At 64.3% G+C, this 22,190-nt stretch carries 15 protein-coding genes; 9 read left to right on the top strand and 6 right to left on the bottom strand.

The genetic code is table 11. The features are described from left to right. Nucleotides 1-173 precede the first annotated feature (173 nt). The 3 genes from ACVWZ4_RS30875 (at nucleotide 174) to ACVWZ4_RS30865 (ending at nucleotide 3,433) form a co-directional block, all read left to right on the top strand. On the top strand, nucleotides 174-1,361 hold the full coding sequence (locus ACVWZ4_RS30875; RefSeq protein ID WP_456741810.1) for a pyridoxal phosphate-dependent aminotransferase: 1,188 nt from the start codon (nucleotides 174-176) through the stop codon (nucleotides 1,359-1,361). Between the two features lie 87 nt (nucleotides 1,362-1,448). Continuing rightward, complete coding sequence (locus tag ACVWZ4_RS30870; RefSeq protein ID WP_456742287.1) at nucleotides 1,449-2,006, top strand: biotin transporter BioY; 558 nt, start codon at nucleotides 1,449-1,451, stop codon at nucleotides 2,004-2,006. Nucleotides 2,007-2,092: 86 nt separating this feature from the next. Further along, entirely contained in the window at nucleotides 2,093-3,433 is a 1,341-nt protein-coding gene (locus ACVWZ4_RS30865; protein ID WP_456703386.1) for a dicarboxylate/amino acid:cation symporter, read from the top strand. Between the two features lie 12 nt (nucleotides 3,434-3,445). Here ACVWZ4_RS30865 and ACVWZ4_RS30860 read toward each other — a convergent pair whose 3' ends face one another. The 3 genes from ACVWZ4_RS30860 to ACVWZ4_RS30850 are packed head-to-tail and all read right to left on the bottom strand — an operon-like array spanning nucleotide 3,446 to nucleotide 7,456. Then, complete coding sequence (locus ACVWZ4_RS30860) at nucleotides 3,446-4,678, bottom strand: NAD(P)/FAD-dependent oxidoreductase (RefSeq protein WP_456741809.1); 1,233 nt, start codon at nucleotides 4,676-4,678, stop codon at nucleotides 3,446-3,448. 16 nt (nucleotides 4,679-4,694) lie between these two features. Then, nucleotides 4,695-5,909 (bottom strand): MFS transporter, encoded by a 1,215-nt coding sequence (locus tag ACVWZ4_RS30855; protein ID WP_456741808.1) that lies wholly within the window; start codon nucleotides 5,907-5,909, stop codon nucleotides 4,695-4,697. Between the two features lie 50 nt (nucleotides 5,910-5,959). Then, complete coding sequence (locus ACVWZ4_RS30850; protein ID WP_456705275.1) at nucleotides 5,960-7,456, bottom strand: amidase; 1,497 nt, start codon at nucleotides 7,454-7,456, stop codon at nucleotides 5,960-5,962. 212 nt (nucleotides 7,457-7,668) lie between these two features. Here ACVWZ4_RS30850 and ACVWZ4_RS30845 point away from each other — a divergent pair, with 212 nt between their 5' ends. After that, nucleotides 7,669-8,367, top strand: a complete 699-nt coding sequence (locus tag ACVWZ4_RS30845; RefSeq protein ID WP_456703389.1) for a helix-turn-helix domain-containing protein — start codon at nucleotides 7,669-7,671, stop codon at nucleotides 8,365-8,367. Between the two features lie 51 nt (nucleotides 8,368-8,418). Here the strand turns inward: ACVWZ4_RS30845 and ACVWZ4_RS30840 are convergent, their stop codons facing one another. Continuing rightward, nucleotides 8,419-11,553, bottom strand: coding sequence for an Rne/Rng family ribonuclease (locus ACVWZ4_RS30840; protein ID WP_456741807.1), 3,135 nt, complete (start codon nucleotides 11,551-11,553; stop codon nucleotides 8,419-8,421). A 703-nt stretch (nucleotides 11,554-12,256) separates the two neighbouring features. On the opposite strand from ACVWZ4_RS30840, the gene ACVWZ4_RS30835 reads away from it, so the two are divergent. From ACVWZ4_RS30835 to ACVWZ4_RS30815, 5 genes are all read left to right on the top strand, one after another. Then, complete coding sequence (locus tag ACVWZ4_RS30835; RefSeq protein ID WP_456790430.1) at nucleotides 12,257-13,555, top strand: N-acetylmuramoyl-L-alanine amidase; 1,299 nt, start codon at nucleotides 12,257-12,259, stop codon at nucleotides 13,553-13,555. 221 nt (nucleotides 13,556-13,776) lie between these two features. After that, complete coding sequence (locus ACVWZ4_RS30830; protein ID WP_456735014.1) at nucleotides 13,777-16,284, top strand: penicillin-binding protein 1A; 2,508 nt, start codon at nucleotides 13,777-13,779, stop codon at nucleotides 16,282-16,284. Between the two features lie 112 nt (nucleotides 16,285-16,396). Continuing rightward, nucleotides 16,397-17,528 (top strand): peptide chain release factor 2 gene (prfB, locus tag ACVWZ4_RS30825; protein ID WP_456703394.1). Its coding sequence is split into 2 segments (ribosomal slippage): nucleotides 16,397-16,465 and nucleotides 16,467-17,528, totalling 1,131 coding nucleotides; the frame shifts between segments, so codons are not numbered across the junction. Between the two features lie 2 nt (nucleotides 17,529-17,530). Continuing rightward, complete coding sequence (locus ACVWZ4_RS30820) at nucleotides 17,531-18,412, top strand: NAD(P)-dependent oxidoreductase (RefSeq protein ID WP_456741806.1); 882 nt, start codon at nucleotides 17,531-17,533, stop codon at nucleotides 18,410-18,412. A gap of 281 nt (nucleotides 18,413-18,693) precedes the next feature. After that, nucleotides 18,694-19,929 carry an ABC transporter substrate-binding protein gene (locus ACVWZ4_RS30815; protein ID WP_456741805.1) on the top strand — a complete coding sequence of 412 codons (1,236 nt, stop codon included), beginning with the start codon at nucleotides 18,694-18,696 and terminating at the stop codon, nucleotides 19,927-19,929. 30 nt (nucleotides 19,930-19,959) lie between these two features. Here ACVWZ4_RS30815 and ACVWZ4_RS30810 read toward each other — a convergent pair whose 3' ends face one another. Next, nucleotides 19,960-21,321: a peptidoglycan DD-metalloendopeptidase family protein gene (locus ACVWZ4_RS30810; RefSeq protein WP_456741804.1), complete on the bottom strand. Its 1,362-nt coding sequence runs from the start codon at nucleotides 21,319-21,321 to the stop codon at nucleotides 19,960-19,962. Between the two features lie 111 nt (nucleotides 21,322-21,432). Next, nucleotides 21,433-22,137, bottom strand: coding sequence for a redoxin domain-containing protein (locus ACVWZ4_RS30805; RefSeq protein WP_456741803.1), 705 nt, complete (start codon nucleotides 22,135-22,137; stop codon nucleotides 21,433-21,435). Nucleotides 22,138-22,190 lie beyond the last annotated feature (53 nt).

The following is a 22,190-nucleotide window of genomic DNA, read 5'->3' as shown; positions in this document are numbered from 1 at the left end:
ACGGTCTGGATCAAACGGGCTTGGAATGCAGTCTTATGCTGGGTTTTGGCGATTGGCGGCGGACCGGATACGCGATATGCCCTTATGAGCCGTATAATGCGGCTAGTCTGGGGCGCAAGCGCCCTGTTTTGCGGACCGGACGGACCGGTGTGCCAGCGAAATAGCAGAAACCGATGCACGATGCGACATTGAGGAACCGGGCGGGGCAGTGGCTCGAGCCGTCCCGCCGTAGTGATGTTCCCCCGTTCATGGTCATGGACGTGATGGCGGCTGCCGCGCGGATCGAGGCTGATGGCGGCCATGTCATCCACATGGAGGTCGGCCAGCCCGCCGCGGGCGCTCCGAAGACGGCGATTGCGGCCGCGCAGGCGGCGCTTGCAACGGCGCGGATCGACTACACCTCGGCGCTCGGCATCCCGAGCTTGCGCGAGCGCATCGCGCGGCATTATCGCGATGCCTATGGCTGCATCGTGAGCCCCGACAGGATCGTGGTGACCACCGGCTCTTCCGGCGGCTTCATCCTGGCCTTCCTGTCGATGTTCGAGCCCGGCGATCGCGTCGCTGTCACGGTGCCGGGCTATCCGCCGTACCGCCACATCCTCACCGCGCTCGGATGCGAGCCGGTGCTGATCGAGACCACCGACGAGACGCGCCATGCGCTGACTGGCGAGGCGCTGCTCGCTGCCCATCGCAAGGCGCCGCTGAAGGGCGTGCTGGTAGGCAGCCCCGCCAATCCGACGGGAACGATGATGTCCCGGGAGGCGCTCGCCGGCCTCATCGCCGCCGCCGAGGATGCCGGCATCCGCTTCATTTCCGACGAGATCTATCACGGGCTCGATTACGCGTTTCCGGCAGTGACCGCAGCGGCACTGTCCAAGGATGCGCTCGTGATCAACTCGTTCTCGAAATATTTTTGCATGACGGGCTGGCGCGTCGGCTGGATGGTCGTGCCTGACATTCTGGTGCGTCCGATCGAGCGGCTGCAGCAGAACCTCTCGATCTCGGTGCCGTCGCTGTCGCAGACCGCGGCCGAGGCCGCCTTCGACGGTGCGGCCGAGATGGAAGAGATCAAGCACGGCTATCAGGAAAACCGGCGCATCCTGATCGAGGGATTGCCGAGGGCGGGCCTCGCCAAATTCCTGCCGGCGGATGGCGCATTCTACCTCTATGCCGACGTCTCGGATTTCACGTCGGACAGCTTCGATTTCGCCAAGGAGATGCTGGAGAAGGCCCACGTTGCGGCGACGCCCGGGGTCGATTTCGATCCGATCCACGGTCGCTCCTTCGTCCGTTTCTCCTATGCGCGCTCGGCCGCGGAGATGCGGGAGGCAGTTGACCGGATCGCTCACTGGCTTAAATAGCCGGCAGTTTTCGCGACACTTCCGGAGTTCATCTTGTCTGACCGAACCGTCCAATCCGCCGCCACGCATTCGCCTCTTGCCGCAATGATGTGGCCAACACGGCCAGGAGAAGCTGTCAGCGCCTTGCGTGCTGTCGTGATGATTGCGCTTGGTACCGCAATGATGGCGCTATCAGCAAAGGTGAATTTGCCACTGCCTTACGTGCCGATGACGTTGCAGACGTTGGTCGTGCTGGTCATCGGCGCGGCTTATGGCTGGCGCCTTGGCAGCGCAACCATGATTGCCTATCTCGCCGAAGGCGCGATGGGATTGCCGGTGTTCGCCGGCCCGGTTGGTGGAATTGCGCCGCTGGTTGGCCCGACCGCCGGCTATCTCTACGGCTTCGTGGCTGCGGCCTTCATCACCGGCTGGCTTGCCGAGCGAGGCTGGGATCGCAATGTGGCGCTGCTGTTTGTGGCGATGGCAGTCGGCCACGTCGTTATTTTCATCGGCGGTTTCGTCTGGCTGGCTTGCGGAATCCACCTTGGTGCGGAAAAGGCCTGGCTGGTCGGCGTTGCGCCCTTCATCCTGGCCTCCGTCATCAAGAACGTGCTCGGGGCGGCCCTTATGCCGGCGGGGCGTCGGATCGTTGATCGTCGCGGTTAATTTCACCGCGCGGAATGTTCCAATTGACAGAGCCAGCCAAATTGAATTTGGCTGGCTCTGAGCTTTAAGGGGGGAGGAAAAAAACAATGACAACGACAACGACAACGGTGGCCGCCGCGCCCGCCGCACCTGCTGCGGCCAAGCCGTGGTATAAAATTCTCTACATCCAGGTGCTGATTGCCATCGTGCTCGGCGCGATCGTCGGCTGGCTCTGGCCGTCGGTCGCGACCAACGACTGGATCAAGGCGCTCGGCGACGGCTTCATCAAGCTGATCAAGATGGTGATCGCTCCGATCATCTTCTGCACCGTGGTCTCCGGCATCGCGCACATCCAGGACGCCAAGAAGGTCGGGCGCATCGGCGTCAAGGCGCTGGTCTATTTCGAAATCGTCTCCACTTTCGCGCTCATCATCGGCCTCATCATCGGCAACGTGGTGAAGCCGGGTGCAGGCTTCGGCAATGCCGCCGCCAACGCGCAGGCCGTCGCCGGCTATGCCAAGCAGGCCGAGGGCCAGAAGAGCGTCGACTTCATTTTGCACATCATTCCCGACACCGTGGTCGGCGCTTTCGCCCAAGGCGAAATCCTCCAGGTGCTGCTGTTCTCGGTACTGTTCGGCTTCGCCATCATGGGGCTCGGCGAGCGCGGCCACGTCATCCGCAGCTTCATCGACGACGCCGCGCATGCGGTGTTCGGCGTGATCTCGATCGTGATGCGCGCCGCGCCACTCGGCGCGTTTGGTGCGATGGCCTTCACGATCGGCAAGTTCGGCACAGGTGCCATCCTCAATCTGATCGGCCTGATCGCGACGTTCTACCTGACCGCGGCATTGTTCATCGTCGTGGTGCTCGGCACCATCGCGCGCTTCGCCGGTTTCTCGATCTTCAAATTCCTCGCCTACATCAAGGACGAGCTGTTGATCGTGCTCGGCACCTCGTCGTCGGAAAGCGCGCTGCCGACCTTGATGGAGAAGCTGGAACGGCTCGGCTGCTCCAAATCGGTGGTCGGCCTCGTGGTGCCCACGGGCTATTCGTTCAACCTCGACGGCACCAACATCTACATGACGCTGGCGACGCTCTTCATCGCGCAGGCGCTCGGCTACGATCTCACCTTCAGCCAGCAGCTCACGATCCTGGTCGTGGCGATGCTGACCTCGAAGGGAGCCTCGGGCATCACCGGTGCGGGCTTCATCACGCTGGCGGCGACGCTGGCCGTGGTCGATCCGCGCCTCGTGCCCGGCATGGCGATCGTGCTCGGCATCGACAAGTTCATGAGCGAGTGCCGCGCGTTGACCAATCTCTGCGGCAACGGGGTGGCCTGCGTGATCGTCGCCTGGTGGGAGGGCGAACTCGATCGCGACAAGCTCAACGCGCGGCTGAGCCGGCAGATCGATCCGACGGACATGGAAACCGCCGTCACGACGGACTGATCTGCGTGCGAGCTAGAACCGCTCCGGCCGGTACGGCGCGGGGTCGATCGACGGCGTCTCGCCGTTCATCATCTCCGCGAGCAGGCGTCCGGTGGCGGGACCGAGCGTGAAGCCCTGGTGACCGTGGCCAAAGTTCACCCAGAGACCGGGGTGACGCGAGGCGCGGCCGAGCACGGGTAGCATGTCGGGCGTACAGGGGCGGGTGCCGAACCATGGCTCCGGTTCGGCGCGCTTGCCGAGATCGATCAGCTCGCGCGCGGAGGCTTCGGCGCTGGTGAGCTGCACCGGCGTCGCCAACGCATCCGGTTCCGTCAACTCTGCGCCCGTAGTGATGCGGATGCCCTTGGCCATTGGTCCCATGGCGTAGCCCTGGCCCTTGTCGACCAGCGGCAGATCGAGCGAGGCGCCGCCGGTGTAGTGCATGTGGTAGCCGCGCTTGCGCACCAGCGGAATGCGGTAGCCGAACTTGTGCAAGAGGTCCGGCGACCACGGCCCGAGCGTCACGACGGCGTTGGCTGCATCGAGGCGGCCGCCGTCGGTGTCGACAGACCATCCGGTTGCCGTCTGCTGCAGCGACTGCGCCTCGCCGAGCACGATGCTGCCGCCGGATCGTTCGAACAGGTCGGCGTATGCGGTGACGAGCGCACCGGGATCGGACACGGTCCAGGTGTCGAGCCAATGGATCGCGCCGGGAAGATCGTCGCGCAAAATAGGCTCCGCCTTGGTCAACTCGCGGCCCGAGAGCACGCGAAAATTCACGCCGAACTCGCGGCGGTCTTCCTCCGCCGCCTTGATCGCCTGGTCGAAGGAGGTGGCGTCGCGATGCAGCACGCGATAGCCGGCACGCCGGATCAGATTGTCGGCATGGGCTTCGCGGATGAGCACGTCGTGCTCGGGCGTCGCAGTAGCGATCAGGCGCGACCAGGCCGCGATGGCTTCGCGATGCCGCTTCGGCGCCGAATGCCACCAATAGCGGAGCAGCGGCTCGATGTGACGATGCAAAGAGGACAAACTGTAGCGCACGTCGTTGGTGCGGCCGGTCGCGATGTTCAGGAGCGTGGCAAGGTCACGCGGCATCGGGTACGGCCGCATGGCTTCGGCCTGGATCATCCCCGCATTACCGTAGCTGGTTTCGCGGCCCGGCTCCCTGCGGTCGACCAGCGTGACCGTCCAGCCACGCTGCCTCAGATGCAAGGCGGCGCCGACACCCACCATGCCGCCGCCGAGAATGATTGCGCTTTTCATCGGCAGAATTCTCCTGTCAGGCCGGCTCTAACGTGAGCTTGGACTGCGCCGTGTTGATGGTCGTTGCGACGAGGACGGACAGCGCCGTCATCGCGACCAGGAAGCCGAAGGCCGCGTCGAACGATCCGGTCCCGGTCACGATGAAGCCCATCGCGGCCGGTGCAACGAAGCCCGCACTCTGGCCGCCGAGATTGACCATGCCGATCCCCGATCCGATCTGGTCGTCACGCAGCAGTTTGGTCGGGAGCGCAATCACCGAAGCGAGCACAAAGGATTTGAAGAAGTAGACCACCGATTGATAGACGATCAATGCGGTGATCGTCTCGGCCTTGTACATCGCGTAGAGGAAGATGCCTGTAAATGCGGAGCTGCCGATCAGCAGATATTTTTCGCGCTCGGCAAAGAAGGTGGTCATCACCCAGCCGCCGATTGCGCTTGCGAATGTCGCCATCATGAAGGGGATCGGTGCCACCACGCCGACCGTCTTGAGGTCGAGCCCGCGCTGCTGGAGCAGATAGAGCGGCATCCAGGAATCCAGGCCCTTGTTGACGCAGCTGAGCCCGAACCACACCACCATCAACTGCCAGAGCAGCGGATTCTTCATCAGCTCGCGCATCGGCGCCCGCGGCTTTGCCGTCACGGGTCCAACGCCGATCCGTGCGAGATGCGGCACGGAGACGAAGTAAATCAGCGCAAACAGGATACCGGCGATGCCGATCGCATTGAAGGCATGACGCCAGCCCAGCCAGAGGATCAGCGGCGCCATGATCAGCGGCGCGACCATGCTGCCGGCATAGTTCGACGACAGCAGCAGGGCCGACATTTTGGGCCGGCTGTCCTTTTTGAACAGCTCCGCTATGGCGCGGATGCTCGCCGGCGGAAAGCCGCCCTCGGCGATGCCGAAGATGAAGCGGATCGCGATCAGCGAGGTCAGCGACCAGGCGAGGCTCGTAAACGACGTGAACAGCGACCACATCACGATGGTGGCGATGACAACGTATTTCGAGCCGAAGCGGTCGGAGAGCCATCCGCCCGGCACCTGCATCGCGGCATAGCCCAAGAAGAACGCGCTGATGACGATGCCGAGGTCGGCAGCCTGCAGATTGAAGTCCTTGCCGATCTGCGCCAGCGCCAGCGAGATTGCGGCGCGGTCGATGTAGGAGATGCAGTAGGCGAGATAGAGCAGGACGAAGGCGACCATGCCAGTCCTGCGGTTCGACGATTCGGCCATGCTGATCTCCGCGATGCCGGCGCCCCGGCGGTGATGGCTACTTGTTTGATCTAGTCCCAGGTGAGGAAGCCCGGCGTCGAGGACAGCGGCGGCGCGGCCGCGAGCCGTGCGAGGTCGGGAACAGGCCGACACATCTGTGGATCGCTTGTGAACGCAGCCTCGATGCTCGCGGCGACCGAGAGCACGATCGCATCGCCGCCGCGCGGGCCGACGATCTGAAGGCCGAAAGGCAGGCCGGCCTCGTCACGGCCGAGTGGGATGCTGATCGCGGGGTGGCCGGGGAGCGTCACGGCGTAGGCGAGCGCGAGCCAGTGGAAGTAGGATTGCGTCGGCGTCCCGTCGATCTCGGCGGGATAGAGCTCCGACCATGGCCGCGGGCTGAGCGTGATGGTCGGGCTGATCAACACGTCGTGGTCTTGGAAGAAGCTCTGAAAGGCGCGATAGATCCGCGTCTGCGTGGTCGCGGCGCGCCCGTGATCTTCGAGCGTGTAACTCAGGCCTTCCCTGACATTGGCGCGGACATTGGGGCCGAGCATCTCGGGCCGCTCTTGGTAATTCTCGCCATGCATGGCCAGGAACAGGCCGGCGCGCAGCACGGCGAAGGCATCGTCCGCCCCGGTGCAATCGGGCGTCGCCTCGCGACATTCGGCAAACAGCGGTGCGAGCTTGCTCACGCGCGCGCGAAACACACGGCGGATCGCCTGCTCGGTCGGCGCGAAGCCGAAGTCTTCGGTGAAGGCGAGGCGGAGCTTGCCGAGCTCTGCGGCACGTGGCGCGGCCCAGCGTTCGGCGCGTCCGCGCAAGGGCTCGCCGGGGAGCGTGTAGGCGAGCGGATCGCGGGCATCGTCGCTCGCCAACACCGACAGCATCAGCGCGGCATCAGCGACGTTGCGTGCCATCGGTCCATCGGTCGACAGATTGGACCAGCCGAAGGCCCGCTTCTCGCTCGCCACGAGGCCGTAGGAAGGACGCATGCCGACGATGCCGGCATAGCCCGCGGGATTGCGCAGGGATCCGCCCGTGTCGGAGCCCGAGGCAAGCGGAGCCATGCCACAGGCGAGCGCGACCGCCGATCCGCCGGAGGAACCGGCCGCCGAGCGCATGGGATCGAACGGATTGCCGGTCGCGCCGAAAACGGGATTGCGCGTGTTGCCGCCCGCCGCCCATTCCGGCGTGTTGGTCTTGCCGAAGATGATGGCGCCCGCGGCACGCAGCCGGGCGACCGAGCCCTGGTCGGCGGCCGGGACATTGTCGCTCAACAGGGGACTGCCGTAGGTCGAGCGCATCCCGGCGGTGTCCTGCGTGTCCTTGATCAGGACGGGGAGCCCGTGCAGCGCGCCACCATCCTCACCGCGCAGGATCGCGGCCTCAGCTGCCTTTGCGGCGGCGCGCGCGCCGGGCTCATCGAGCGTCACGACCGCGTTGACGGCCGCGTTGGTGGTGGCGATGCGGGACAGGCAGGAGTCGAGCAGCTCGACGGGCGAGATTGTGCGCGCGGCCAGCAGGCGGCGCAGCTCAACGGCACTCGTGTCGCAAAGTTGGGACAATGCCAAGCCCTTTCAAATTGTGAAAACGGTTTAGCATATCGGAAAGTGCGTGGGGCGCACCAATATTCGTCAAAGCCGGCTAATTCTTGCACAAATCCCGGAATCGATGCCCGAGACGGTACCTAGAAGAGGCTTCCCGGGAGCATTTGCGCCAAAAAAAGATTAGATGGATCAGCCAATATTTTTTCCCGGCAGCGTGCTAGGATTGCTGCATGAGCGAGATTACGACGCCCGAAGGTGCCAATTCCCAGCTCGGCCAGTGTCTCAAGGCGGCGCGCCAGGCGCGTGGCCTGACGCTCAAGCAGGTCGCCGAGCGGACCGGCATGGCGCTGTCGACCCTGTCCAAGGTCGAGAATGGCCTGATGTCGCTGACCTATGACAAGCTGCTCCAGCTCACCTCCGGCCTGAAGATGGAGATCGCGGAGCTGTTCAATCCGGCGGTCGGAGCACCTGTGCAGGGCCGGCCGGTCACCGCGCGGCGGAGCATCAGCCGGGCCGGGCAGGGGCAGCTGATCAATACGAAGTTCTACACCTACACTTATCAATGCACCGACCTGATCGGCAAACGCATGGTGCCGATCGTGGCCGAGGTCCGCGCGCGTTCGCTGGACGAGTTCGGTCCGCTGCTGTGTCATGCCGGCGAAGAGTATTTTCTGGTGACGAGCGGGCGCGTCGCTGTGCACACCGAGTTCTACGCGCCGGAGATCCTGGACGAGGGTGACGGCATCTATCTCGACAGCACCATGGGCCATGCCTACCTCAACGCCGGCGAGGCGGCATCCGCCAAGGGCGTTTGTCTCTGCACCAGCGAGGCGCCCGATCTTTACGATCAGCTTCGCCAGATCGCATCGCGCGACGTGGCGCCGCTCGGTGAGGACGAACTGCCGCCGCAACGTTCCGGTGAGGCATGAAAGGAAAAACGCCCGGCTTTGGCCGGGCGTTTTTTTATTTGGCAGGTTGCTCTATTCGCCGCCGCCAAAGCGGCGCGACCACCAGCCGGCGCGCCGCGGGGCCGCCGGCGGTTCGGCTGCCGCTTCCGGCGTCGGCTCAGGCGCGGGCGGCGCAACCGGCTCCGGCGCCGTCGCAATCGGCGTTGCCGGCTCGCTCGGGTTGCTCGACGGGAAGCTCACCTTCTCACGAACGGTGGAGCGGCGCCGCGTGGTCTTGTCGTCCACTGCGGGCTCTTCTTCGGCGATAGCAGCCGGTGGCGCTGACTGGACCGGCGTTTCAACCGGCGCCTGATGGGACTGGGGCTCGGGCTGAGACGTTTCAACCGGGGCGATGTGCTCCGAATGCGCAATGGACGGAGCGGTCTCGCTGCCGGCACCGTCGAAATCGGCCACCGCGTCGGCCGCTTCCGACGGCGGATTGCCGCCGAGCTCGTCGCCGATGGAGCCGGCGAGACCATCCTCGGCACCGCCACGACGACGACGTCCACCCCTGCGACCACGCCGGCGACGGCGATCGCCGCTGCCCTGCTGCTCGCCACGGGCGGCCTGTTCCTCGCCTTCCTCACCGTCCTGCTCGGTGTCGGCTTCCTCTTCGCCTTCACCGGCCGCTACGGCCGCTTCAGCCGAAACGGGAGCGCCATCTTCGCGCGCCTCGCCGTCGCGCTGGCCGCCGCGACCGCGCCGACGGCGGCGACGCTTGCGGCGATGACCGTCCTGCTCGGGCGACCCATCGCCTGCGGCCTGCTCCTCGGCGAGACCTTCCGTCTCCTCGGTCTCGACCTCGGATTCGGTCTCCAGGTCAAATCCGTCCTCATCGTCATAGGCCTCTTCGGCCAACGGCGGCGGGCTTGCGGCGACCTGGGCCGCGAGCAGCGCCTTAGCGGCCTCGAGCGTATGTACTTGCTCGCCACGGTCGATCAGATAGGCCTGCGGTCCGCTGACGCTGGGGTCGGCGATGACAGACAGCGTGACCTTGAAGCCGTTCTCGAGGTCGCGCAGATGGCCACGCTTGTGGTTCAGCACATAGAGCGCGACGTCCGTGCGGGTGCGGACCACGAGATTGTGGGTCGCGCCCTTCATCAGGATCTCTTCCAGGCCGCGCAGCAATTGCAACGCCACCGAGGACACCGATCGGACATGGCCGGTGCCGCCGCAATGCGGGCAGGGATCGGTCGAGCTCTCCAGCACGCTGGCGCGGATGCGCTGGCGCGACATTTCCAACAGGCCGAAATGCGAGATGCGGCCGACCTGGATGCGCGCGCGATCCTGCCTTAGGCAATCGGACAACTTGCGCTCGACCGCACGGTTGTTGCGCTTCTCGTCCATGTCGATGAAGTCGATGACGATCAGGCCGGCGAGGTCGCGCAGGCGAAGCTGGCGGGCGACCTCTTCGGCCGCTTCCAGGTTGGTCTTGAGCGCGGTGTCCTCGATATGGTGCTCGCGCGTCGACCGGCCGGAGTTGACGTCGATCGAGACCAGCGCCTCGGTCTGGTTGATCACGATGTAGCCGCCGGAGCGGAGCTGCACGGTCGGCGAGAACATCGCATCGAGCTGGCTCTCGACGCCCATGCGTGAGAACAGCGGCTGACCGTCCCGATACTGCTTCACCGCGCTGACATTGGCGGGCATCAGCATCTTCATGAAGTCGCGGGCTTCGCGGTAGCCGGAGTCACCGGCGACCTGAATTTCGTCGATCTCCTTGTTGTAAAGGTCGCGCAGCGAGCGCTTGATCAACGAGCCTTCCTCGTAGACGAGCGTCGGGGCCTGCGACTTCAGCGTCAGGTCGCGCACCGTCTCCCACATCCGGATCAGGTACTCGAAGTCGCGCTTGATCTCGGGCTTGGTGCGGGCGGCCCCAGCAGTGCGCAGGATGATGCCCATGCCCTCGGGCACGTCGAGGTCCTGCACGACTTCCTTCAGGCGCGAACGATCCTGGGCCGAGGTGATCTTGCGGCTGATGCCGCCACCGCGGGCGGTGTTCGGCATCAACACGGCATAGCGGCCGGCAAGCGACAGATAGGTCGTCAGCGCAGCGCCCTTGTTGCCGCGCTCTTCCTTGACGACCTGCACCAGCATCACCTGGCGCCGCTTGATGACTTCCTGGATCTTGTACTGGCGGCGCGGACGGAAGGTGCGCTCCGGCACTTCCTCGAGCACGTCGTCGCCACCGACGGATTCGACGACTTCCTCTTCAGCTTCCTCGCCGTCTTCTTCGTCCTCGTCGTCTTCCCCGGCTGCGTCCGCAGCCTCGCCGTGCGGCGCGTCGGTGATCTCGCCGGCCGCGTAAACGGCATCGGCCGGTTCCCTGACCGATGTCACGGCCTCGGCAAACGTCTCGGGATGCGCTTCGAAAGCGGAGGGTTCCTGAGGTTCAGTGACGGTCTCGGCCGCAACCACGGGGTCGGCGCCCACAGCCGCGACAGGGGCGGGCGTCTCGTCCGCATGATGATTGTGGTCGTGGTGATCGCTATCGTGGTCGTGGTCATGACCATGGTCGTCATGATCGTGCGCGTGATGGTGCTCATCATGCTCGTGATCATCGTGCTCATGATCGTCATGCCCGTGATCGCTGTGATCATGGTCGTGATGATCGTGGTCGTGACCCTCGTGCTCGCCGTGATGCTCTGCATCGGCGTGCAGGTGCTCACCCTCCTGTGGAGCGCCGACCGTGTCCTCCGGCCGGGCTTGGCCTTCCGCCTGGGCCTCCGTCGGCTGGGCGAGCGGATCGGCGCCCGCGCCAAGACCCTCGACGAGGTCGCTGCGGACGCGCTCGCCATGACCACGGCGGCGGGCATTGCGGTGACGCGAGCGGCGACGGCCGTGGGAGCGGTTTTCGCTCTCTTCCTCGGCCTCGCGATGGGCCTGTTCCTCGGCCTCGATCAGCGCCTGACGGTCGGCAACCGGAATCTGGTAATAATCGGGATGGATTTCGCTGAAGGCGAGGAAGCCGTGGCGATTGCCGCCATATTCAACGAAGGCGGCTTGGAGCGAGGGTTCGACCCTTGTGACCTTGGCGAGGTAGATATTCCCGCGCAGTTGCTTGCGTTGCGCGGTCTCGAAGTCAAACTCTTCGACGCGATTGCCGCGGACCACGACGACCCGGGTCTCTTCCGGGTGGGTGGCATCGATCAACATCTTGTTGGGCATGTCTTAACTCTTGGCGGCGGCGGGCGCGATCGACCGTGGGCGCGAAGAGCGCTGCCGGGTGACGCGACGGTCCACCTGATTCGGGGGTGAGGGGAAGGCAGAAACGCCGTCTCTCGCGCCTTGCCGAATCGGAAGCCGGAGGACCGCAGCGGCGCGCGGGATTTTTATTCCGCAGCGTCGCGAATGGTCCTTCAGAATTCGTCGGCACAGTCTGGCGCATCAAGCGTCGGCCCGTATGAAACATTGGGCGGAGGGGCCGCCCCTTAATCAGTTGCTGCTGGCCAGGCATGGCGCGTGCGCGCTCGCCCTGGATCAAGAACCGCCCCCTCGGGATTAAGGGACCGGGTAACCGGTCGCGTCGCTGTCGAAACCGTCCCGGAAACACTGTGGTAACCGGAAACCGTCCGCCGCCGGGGCTTGCCCCGTTCCACCTCGTTGCCGCGCACTGCGCTGGTCTTAGAGGAGAACAGAAAACGCTGGAATTCCCGAATCTTGGGAGCTCCGGCGCTGCACCGGGAGGCTGAATGCGACACAACCGGAAATTATTGGCCGTCAGCATTCCGTACATACGAGGAATGGGACATCCATGCAAGGGAGCGTCGCACACCGGTCACAGTCAGGGAGTTTCGCGCTTCCGTTATTAAGGATCGATTAACCCTGTGGTTCTATTGCGTTAAAGAGGCTGCTCGGAGGCACGGATTCGGTGGCGAGCCGCACAAATCAACGGGTTTTGCTGGGATTTGCGCTGCTTTGCGCCGCAGCATTGCCGTATGCCGCATACTCGGGACTGAGCGCGGCGGAGAGCCCTGCGCAAGCCCCCGTCGCGGCTGCGAATTTTCCTGTCGCGACAGCGGCGCGCCTGGCCGGCGACGGGAAGCAAACGCGTTTCATTCTCGACCTCGACCAGACCATCAGCTTCCGCGCCACGACGCTCGCCGATCCCTACCGGGTGGTGGTCGACGTTCCCCAGGTGAATTTTCAGTTGGCTCCCGGCACGGGGGCCGGCCGAGGACTCGTCAAGGCCTTTCGCTATGGGCTCGTGATGCCCGGAGGCTCGCGAATCGTGTTCGACCTGACCGGGCCCGCCAAGATCACCAATTCCTACGTGCTCGAGGCGGCCAATGGCCAGCCGGCCCGGTTGGTGCTGGAGCTGGAGGAGGTCGATCGCGCGGCCTTCGTGCAGACACCCGCCGCGGAGAATCGCCCCGAGTTGCGGCCGACGATGTCAGCCGCGCCGCCGGCAACGGCTCCTGCCTCGCCGGATCCGGCGCAGCACAAGCCGGGAGCGCCTTCCGACGGCCGGCCGGTCGTCGTGATCGACCCCGGCCATGGCGGCATCGACAACGGGACCCAGTCGAGCGGCGAGAGCGAGAAGAACCTGGTGTTGGCGTTCGGCCTGGCGCTGCGCGACCGCTTGGAAAAATCGGGTAAATACCGCGTGGTGATGACGCGGGACGACGATACATTCATCCCGCTCAACGACCGGTCCAAGGTCGCCCGCAATTTGAATGCCGCGCTGTTCGTCTCGATTCATGCCGACGCGCTGCCGAAGGCCGAGGGTGACGCCCAGGGGGCCACGATCTATACGCTGTCGGACAAGGCATCCGACGCCGAGGCCCAGCGCCTTGCCGATGCCGAAAACCGTGCCGATGCGATCGCCGGCTTCAACCTTGCGGAAGAGCCGACCGACGTTGCCGACATCCTCATCGACCTCACGCAACGGGAAACCCGCACCTTTTCAAACCGTTTTGCCCATCTCCTGATGGGCGAAATGAAGACGATGGTGCGGATGCACAAGCATCCCCTGAAGTCGGCCGGCTTTCGGGTGCTGAAGGCTCCGGATGTGCCCTCGGTGCTGGTCGAGATCGGCTACGTGTCCAACAAGGGCGACCTCGAGCACCTCGTGTCAGAGGGCTGGCGCTCCAAGGCCGTCGGCTCGATGGCGCAGGCGATCGACACGTTCCTGGCCAAAAGGATAGCGACAGCGGGGGCCAGCAATTAAGGACGGCATATCGGTTCCGCTGTTAAGCCCTAGTTTGGCCACAGCGGACGCCTTATAAAAAACGGCGCAGGGGGTTCCGGAATCGACGAGGATCCCGTTCGGCGAGCGTCATTCGGTCCGGCAATTGATGGTATTGAGTAGGCCGGTGAATTCGCGACGTAAGGACGGCGCCCGTTTGGGGCGCTTTGGGCTGATCCTGGGATTGAACGGATAAACACATAATGCGCTTGCTTGTGCGGTTCATGGGCTTCCTGTTCGCTGCGGGAACGGTGCTGTTCCTTGTCGGTGTCGGTGCCGTGGCAGGCCTGATCTGGCATTTCTCCAAGGACTTGCCCGACTACTCTCAGCTTCAGGATTACGAGCCGCCGGTGATGACCCGCGTGCACGCGGTCGACGGTTCGTTGCTCGGCGAATACGCCAAGGAACGACGGCTCTACCTGCCCATCCAGGCCGTGCCGAAGCTCGTGATCAACGCGTTCCTCGCGGCCGAAGACAAGAATTTCTACGAGCATGGTGGCATCGACTACACCGGCATGGCGCGTGCAGGCGTGCTTTACTTGCAGAACTTCGGTTCCAACCGCCGCCCGCAGGGTGCCTCCACGATCACCCAGCAGGTCGCCAAGAACTTCCTTCTGACCAACGAGGTCTCCTTCTCGCGCAAGATCAAGGAAGCCTTGCTCGCCATGCGCATCGAGAAGACCTATTCGAAGGACAAGATTCTCGAGCTGTATCTGAACGAAATCTATCTCGGCCTCGGCGCCTACGGCATCGCTGCCGCCTCGCTGGTCTATTTCGACAAATCGGTGAACGAGCTCACCGTGGCGGAAGCGGCTTATCTGGCGGCGCTGCCGAAGATGCCGGCGACGCTGCATCCGGTACGCAACCGCGACCGCGCCATCGAGCGCCGCAACTACGTGATCGACCGTCTTCAGGAGAACGGCTGGATCAAGCAGGCCGACGCCGACAAGGCGCGCAAGGAGCCGCTGGTCGTTACCAACCGTAGCAACGGCGCCCACACCTTCGCCGGCGAATATTTCGCCGAGGAAGTCCGCCGCGACATCTTCGAGCGCTACGGCGAGAAGAAGCTGTACGAGGGAGGCCTCTCGGTCCGCACCACGCTCGATCCGAAGATCCAGGTCATGGCACGCAAGACCATGGTTGCCGGCCTCGTGAATTATGACGAGCAGCAAGGCTATCGCGGGCCCATCAGCAAGCTCGATATTTCGGGCGACTGGGGCGTGAAGCTCGCCGAGATCAAATCGCTGTCCGACATTTCGCCGTGGCGCATGGCGGTGGTGCTGGAGACCAGTGATCAGTCGGCGCGCATTGGCTTCCAGCCGAATCGCGAGCTCGGCGGCGCGGTCAGCAAGCAGCGCGAGACCGGCCTCATCGCGCTTGATGGCGTGCGCTGGGCGAAGGCGGCGCAGGGCAACGCCAGGGGCAAGACGCCCGGCTCGGTCGCGCAGGTGCTGCAGCCCGGCGACGTGATCTATGCGGATCCGCTCTTTACGAAGGAGGGACAACCCGTCGAAGGCCAATACCGTCTGCGCCAGATCCCCGAGGTCTCGGGCGCGATGGTGGTGATGGACCCCTGGACCGGCCGCGTGCTCGCGATGGTCGGCGGCTTCTCGTTCGACCAGAGCCAGTTCAACCGTGCCACGCAGGCCTACCGGCAGCCGGGTTCGTCATTCAAGCCGATCGTCTATTCGGCCGCGCTCGACAACGGCTACACGCCGTCGACCGTGGTGCTCGACGCGCCGATCGAAATCGACCAGGGCCAGGGCGCTGGAGTATGGCGTCCGGAAAACTTTGATGCCGGCAAGTATATGGGGCCGATGACCTTGCGCAATGCGCTGAGGTTGTCGCGCAACACGGTGACGGTGCGCCTTGCGCAAGACATCGGCATGCCCCTGATCGGCGAATACGCCCGCCGCTTCGGCGTTTACGACGAATTACCGAACTATCTCTCCTATGCGCTCGGCGCCGGTGAGACGACGGCGATGCGCATGGTCACGGCCTATTCGATGCTCGCCAATGGCGGGCGCCGGGTGAAGCCGACTTTGATCGACCGGATCCAGGACCGCTACGGACACACCATCTTCAAGCACGACCAGCGCGAATGTCGCGGCTGCGACGCGCCCGGCGGCTGGAAGAACCAACCCGAGCCGCAGCTGATCGACCGCCGTGAGCAGGTGCTGGATTCCATGACCGCGTATCAGATCACCGAGCTGCTGGAAGGCGTGGTCCAGGCCGGTACCGCAACTGTCGTGAGGGAGGTCGGCAAGCCGATCGCCGGCAAGACCGGTACGACCAACGAGGCCAAGGACGCCTGGTTCGTCGGGTTCTCGCCTGATATCGCCGTTGCGATTTACATGGGCTACGACAAGCCGCGCTCTCTCGGCAGAGGCAATGCCGCCACCGGCGGCCATCTCTCTGCCCCGATTGCGCGCGATTTCTTCAAGCTCGCGCTCGCCGACAAGCCCGCCGTTCCCTTCAAGGTGCCGGCCGGCATCAAGTTGGTTCGCGTCGTCGCCAAGACCGGCATGCGCGCCGGCCCCGGCGAAACCGGTGGAACCATCCTGGAAGCTTTCAAGCCGGGCACAGCGCCGCCGGACAACTACTCTGTCATCGGCGTCGCCGACGCCGACGGACGCGGTGGTGTGCCAGCGCCACAGCAGGCGCCGGACTCCGGATTCTTCATGCGGCCGGGTACCGGCGGGCTCTACTAGGGGCCTAGGATAAGAGCACCGGCTTTGAGTTCCGGCGGTTGCGCTTTGCAGCCGCCGCCGCTACATCCCCCATCTGAATTGTACGCGGGATTCCGCGAGAGCTGAGAACGATATGCGCGCCGAAATCGAACGGTTGGTAGAAGAGATCAAGCAGTCAGTCGGGCTGCTGAGGAGGCATCTTTGACGTCGAGAAATCGACGGCGCGCCTCGCTGAGCTGAACAAGCTCGCAGAAGATCCCAATCTCTGGAATGATCCGCAGAAAGCCCAGAAGCTGATGCAGGAGCGCACCTCGCTTGAGGACTCGCTCTCGGGCATCGGCAAGGTCGAGCAGCAGCTCGAAGATGATATCGGCATGATCGAGCTCGGCGAGGCCGAGGGCGATGCCGGCGTCGTGGCTGAAGCGGAAGCCGCGCTCAAGAACCTCAAGAAGGAAGTGGCCCGCCGCGAGCTTGAGGCGCTGCTGTCGGGCGAAGCCGATCGCTTCGATTCCTATCTCGAAGTCCATGCCGGCGCCGGTGGAACCGAGAGCCAGGACTGGGCGCAGATGCTCTTGCGCATGTACACGCGCTGGGCGGAGACCCACGGCTTCAAGGTCGAATTCCTCGAAGAATCCGAGGGCGAAGAGGCCGGCATCAAATCCGCGACCATCCAGGTCTCCGGCCACAATGCCTATGGCTGGCTGAAGACGGAAGCGGGCGTGCATCGCCTCGTGCGCATCTCGCCGTTCGATTCCAACGCGCGGCGGCACACCTCGTTCTCGAGCGTGCAGGTGTTTCCGGTCATCGACGACAGCATCAAGATCGACATCAAGGAATCCGACGTCCGCACCGACACCATGCGGTCGGGCGGCGCGGGCGGTCAGCACGTCAACAAGACCGAATCCGCAGTGCGGCTGACGCATATCCCGACCGGCGTTGCGGTGGTCTGTCAGGCCGGACGCTCCCAGCACAAGAACCGGGCGCAGGCCTGGGACATGCTGCGCGCGCGCCTTTACGAGATCGAGCTGAAAAAGCGCGAGGAGAAGGCCGCCGCCGACCAGGCCGCCAAGACCGATATCGGCTGGGGCCACCAGATCCGCTCCTACGTGCTCCAGCCCTATCAGATGGTGAAGGATCTGCGCACGGGCGTGCAGACCTCTGACACATCAGGCGTGCTCAACGGCGAGCTCGACGAATTCATGGCCGCGACCCTGGCGCAACGCGCCTTCGGCACCACCGGCGCCGATATCGAGGATGTGGACTGACCATGCCCCGGATCGCCTTCATCGGATTGGGGCGGATGGGTCATGGCATGGCGGGCCGCTATCTCGATGCGGGCTTGACGGTGACGCTGTGGAATCGCAGCAAGTCAAAAGCAGAAGACCTGGTCGCACGCGGCGCGACATGGGCGACCTCGCCTGAGGACGCCGCGATCGATGCCGACGCTGTCGTGACCATGGTTGCCGACGACGAGGCTTCGCGCGCGGTCTGGCTCGGGCCTGATGGCGCGGCGAAGACGGCCAAATCAGGCACCATCGCCATCGAATGCTCCACGGTTTCCTATGACCATGCGCGCGAGATGAGCCGCGAACTCAATGCGCGTGGCCTGATCTACATCGATTGCCCCGTGACGGGATTGCCGGATGCGGCCGCGAGCGGAAAGCTGACGCTGCTGGTTGGCGCGGATGCCCCCGACCTCGAACGCGCGCGCCCGTTCCTCGAACCGATCGGCTCGACGATCCGCCATTTCGGCGCGGTCGGCTCCGGCACGGTCTACAAGCTCATCAACAATCTCATGGGCGCGATCCAGATCGCCGGTCTGGCCGAGGGCCTTGCGATTGCCGAACAGGCCGGGCTCGACATGAAGCTGGTGCTCGACTCCATCCAGGCAGGGGTTGCCGCGAGCCCGCAGGTGCAGCGCCATTCCAAGCGCATGGTCGCCCGCGACTTCGGCGGCGCGACCTTCACCGCCGCGCTGCGGCACAAGGATGCCGCCTACGCCGTGAAGCTCGCCGAGAGCCTGCTCGCGGACAAGCCGCTGGTTGCCCGCGCCGCCGTCGAGGCTTACGCGCAAGCGAAGGCTGTGATGCCCGACGAGGATGAAGGCAAGATGATCGAGCTGGTGTCGCGGCCGAAGAAGCCGTCTTAACTGGAATTGAGCATGGGGCAGCCTCGATCGGAACGCGGTCTCGGCATTGCCCTCGTGGCTGTCGCGGCGACCGTTGTGGCCGATATCGTGGGGGATGCCCGCGTACGCCGATCCTCTTGAGCAGACTTGTAGCGGCTGGAAGCCGTTCCTCGCAATCGGGCCGCGCGTCGAGTAAGTTCCGGCTCTCGCGTTTCATGCCGCGGAAAATCCTGCCGCTTGCCAGTCGCCGATCGCCTTGCGACACTCTCCCAAAACAACGATAGAAAATTGGGGAGAGACCAATGCCGGGTCGTCGCAAAAGCCTCGCTGCCCTCGCCATGCTTGCTGCCGGAGCGCTGGTCACGGTACCGGCCCTGGCGCAGAAAAAATACGATCCCGGCGCCAGCGACAGCGAAATCAAGATCGGCAACATCATGCCCTATAGCGGGCCGGCGTCGTCCTATGGCGTGATCGGCAAGACCGAGGCGGCGTTCTTCAAGATGATCAACGATCAGGGCGGCATCAACGGCCGCAAGATCAACTTCATCAGCTATGACGACGCCTATTCACCGCCGAAGGCGATCGAGCAGGCGCGCAAGCTGGTCGAGAGCGACGAGGTGCTGCTGATCTTTCAGGCGCTCGGCACGCCCTCGAATTCCGCGATCATGAAATACATGAACGCCAAGAAGGTGCCGCAGCTGTTCGTCGCCTCGGGCGGCACCAAGTTCGGCGACCCCAAGAACTTTCCGTGGACCATGGGCTTCCAGCCCAACTACCAGAGCGAGGGGCGAATCTACGCCAAATACATCAGGGACAATTTCCCTGACAGCAAGATCGCAGTGTTCTGGCAGAACGACGATGCCGGCAAGGACCAGTTCAAAGGCCTGAAGGACGGCCTCGGCGACAAGGCCAATATGATCATCGCGGACAAATCCTATGAGGTCGCCGATCCCTCGATCGACTCGCAGATCGTGGCCCTGCACGATTCCGGCGCCGACATCTTCTTCTCGTGGGCCGCGCCGAAGGGGTCGGCACAGGCGATCCGTAAAGTCGGCGAGCTCGGCTGGAAACCGAAGTTCTTTTTGGCCAACACCGCCTCGTCGATCGCCTCGGTGCTCAAGCCAGCCGGGCTGGACTATTCCAAAGGCATCATCTCGACCGCGTACCTGAAGGACCCGACCGATCCGACCTGGGACAAGGATCCGGCGGTGATCGCGTGGCGCGCCTTCATGGACAAGTATTACCCTGAGGGCGACAAGGCCAACGCCAACAATCTCTATGGCTACGTCGAGGCTGAGGCGATGGCGCAGGTCCTGAAGCAGTGCGGCGACAATCTCACGCGCGACAACGTGATGAAGCAGGCCGCGAACCTGAAGGATTTCCACACCGATCTGATGTTGCCCGGCATCACGGTCAATACTTCGCCGGACGATTATTTCCCGATCGAGCAGATGCAGCTGATGCGCTTCAACGGGCAGGCCTGGGAGCTGTTCGGCGACGTCATCACCGGCGAGGTCGGCCACGAGCGCGGCCAGTAGTCAGAGCTGTAGGCGTCTTCTGTTGCGGACTTAGCCTGCGCTGAGTCGCACGCCGGCGCGCAAGAATTTCTGCGGGTCGACGGCTTCGCCGTCGATGCGGGTCTCATAGTGCAGATGCGGGCCGGTCGAGCGGCCGGTCGAGCCGACGAGGCCGATGACCTGGCCGATCTTCACGATTTCGCCGACCTTGACGTTGATCTCGGAGAGATGGCCGTAGCGGGTCGACAATCCGTTGCCGTGATCGACCTCGACCATGCGGCCATAACCGCCGGACCAGCCGGCCGAGACCACCTTGCCATTGGCCGTCACGCGTGCGGGATCGCCGGTCGCGGCGCGGAAGTCGAGACCGGTATGCATCGCAGGGCGGCCGAGGAAGGGATCGCTGCGCACGCCGAAGCCGGAGGTGAATTCGACCTCACCGACGACGGGCTTGCGATAGGGCACCTGCGCCAGCGTGCGGTTGAGCCGGTCCATCTCGGCGCGGGTGACGTTGATGCGATAGAGCTGCTTCTCGAAAGGGCCGGCATTCGCGGTGAGCTTCACCGGCACGAACGGACCGCCCATCGGGGCGCGCGGCACGGCGGCTTCAAGACTGGCGAGGTTCAAACCGAGATCGCTGACGACGCCGCGCATCCGGCGCATCCGTGAATCCATGCCTTCCTCAACCGCGTTGAGCGCGGCGACCTGACGGCGCTCGACCTGATCGAGCGAGTTGGTGAGCCGGACCAGGACGTCGTCAAAACCCTGGTTCTTGGCGAATTGATTGACGGGCGGGGCCATCGCGCTCGGCGCCCGCGATTCGAGCCGCGCTTCGCGGTCGGGCGGCGCCAGGAAGATGACGGTATCGCTGATCGGCGAGGGTTTTGGCGTGCCTTGCGTCGCCTGGTTCGCCTCGCCGCGCTGCGGCGCCGCGCGGGGAATCGATCCGGTCACGTCGGGCATGGCGCCCAGCGCCGTGGCCCGGGACTCCAGCGCCGCCTGGCGCTTCATGATCTGGTCGAGCTTCTGGTCGAACTGTTCCTGGTCGAGCAGCTGGCGGCTGGTGGTGCGGTCGACCTTGGCGCGCAACTCGGCGATGCGATCCTCATAGGCATATTGCATCTCGGCCTGGCGGGCGATCAGCCGGGTCAGGACATCGTCGCGGAAGGCGAAATAGGTGGCGGTCGCCGCCGACCACAGGCCGAGCAGAACGACGGTGCCGACCACGATCCAGAACACCACCGGCCCGAGCCGGACCTGCTTGCCGTGATGCACGATGGTGTAGGCGTCGTCGGCTGTGGGCAGGGGAATGGCAGGAGCTGCCGCAGGCGCGGAGCGGCGCGGAAACGGCCGTCCGTGGTCGTGCGGGTGATGCTGGGGGTACTGCGAATATTGGGCAGAACTTTTCGACATCGGCACTCCCGCGCCGGTCGGAACGGTTCCTTGCGGCCAAATTGCCGCAGCAATCTGGGCTGGTCATGGTTAATTTTCCGGAAACGGGAGCGCTCGATTTTAACGGGCTGGTTAAAGACTTCTTGCCGCTTCCAGCACCTCGTCAGCATGGCCGTCGACCCGGACGTTGCGCCAGATCTTGGCGATCTTGCCGTCGGCCCCGATCAGGACCGTGGTGCGAAGAATCCCGAGGAAGGTCTTGCCATACATCGATTTTTCGCCCCAGGCACCGTACGCCTCCAGCATCTCGTGCCGCTCGTCCGAGATCAGGGGGACTCCGAGGCCGTGCTTGTCGCGGAACTTCTCCTGGGCCTTCAACGGATCGGCCGAAATACCCAGTACGGCGGTGCCGGCAGACGTGAAGTCGCTCTTGAGCCGGGTGAAGTCGATGGCCTCGCGGGTGCAGCCGGGGGTGTCGGCGCGGGGGTAGAAGAACAGGACGAGCTTCTGGCCCGAGAAGTCCGCCGAGGTGACGACATCGCCGCCGTCACGAGGCAGGCGGAAGGCCGGCGCCTTCATGCCCGCGACGATCGGCTTTGCTGAACCGGACGAGACCGGGGCGGCTGGGTTGGAGGCCTTTTCAGAAGATTTTAACGATTTCGATGCGGCCTTATGTGATGTTGCCTTTGCGCCTGGCTTGTTTGATTTGCTGGCGGATGCCGCCTGTGTTTTCGCGCTGCGTGTTCGAGTCGATGCCCGTGTTTTCGGGGGCTTCTTTTTAGCGGTCGGACTGCCGGAGGGCGTTTTGGACGATTTCTTTCGGGATTTCTTGGACATACGCCTTCCTTTCGTCGCTTTCGGCGGGTCAACCAAAGCGGAATTGCAGCTCT

The organism is Bradyrhizobium sp. USDA 4472 (assembly GCF_054058595.1).
This window is presented reverse-complemented; position numbering and strand designations above follow the sequence as displayed.

Coding starts and splice junctions, on each gene's coding strand:
- ACVWZ4_RS30830 (WP_456735014.1), top strand. CDS start 13,777: ATGCGCTTGCTTGTGCGGTTCATGGGCTTCCTGTTCGCTGCGGGAACG.
- ACVWZ4_RS30815 (WP_456741805.1), top strand. CDS start 18,694: ATGCCGGGTCGTCGCAAAAGCCTCGCTGCCCTCGCCATGCTTGCTGCC.
- ACVWZ4_RS30810 (WP_456741804.1), bottom strand. CDS start 21,321: ATGTCGAAAAGTTCTGCCCAATATTCGCAGTACCCCCAGCATCACCCG.
- ACVWZ4_RS30855 (WP_456741808.1), bottom strand. CDS start 5,909: ATGGCCGAATCGTCGAACCGCAGGACTGGCATGGTCGCCTTCGTCCTG.
- ACVWZ4_RS30820 (WP_456741806.1), top strand. CDS start 17,531: ATGCCCCGGATCGCCTTCATCGGATTGGGGCGGATGGGTCATGGCATG.
- ACVWZ4_RS30860 (WP_456741809.1), bottom strand. CDS start 4,678: ATGAAAAGCGCAATCATTCTCGGCGGCGGCATGGTGGGTGTCGGCGCC.
- ACVWZ4_RS30840 (WP_456741807.1), bottom strand. CDS start 11,553: ATGCCCAACAAGATGTTGATCGATGCCACCCACCCGGAAGAGACCCGG.
- ACVWZ4_RS30845 (WP_456703389.1), top strand. CDS start 7,669: ATGAGCGAGATTACGACGCCCGAAGGTGCCAATTCCCAGCTCGGCCAG.
- ACVWZ4_RS30865 (WP_456703386.1), top strand. CDS start 2,093: ATGACAACGACAACGACAACGGTGGCCGCCGCGCCCGCCGCACCTGCT.
- ACVWZ4_RS30870 (WP_456742287.1), top strand. CDS start 1,449: ATGTGGCCAACACGGCCAGGAGAAGCTGTCAGCGCCTTGCGTGCTGTC.
- ACVWZ4_RS30805 (WP_456741803.1), bottom strand. CDS start 22,137: ATGTCCAAGAAATCCCGAAAGAAATCGTCCAAAACGCCCTCCGGCAGT.
- ACVWZ4_RS30875 (WP_456741810.1), top strand. CDS start 174: ATGCACGATGCGACATTGAGGAACCGGGCGGGGCAGTGGCTCGAGCCG.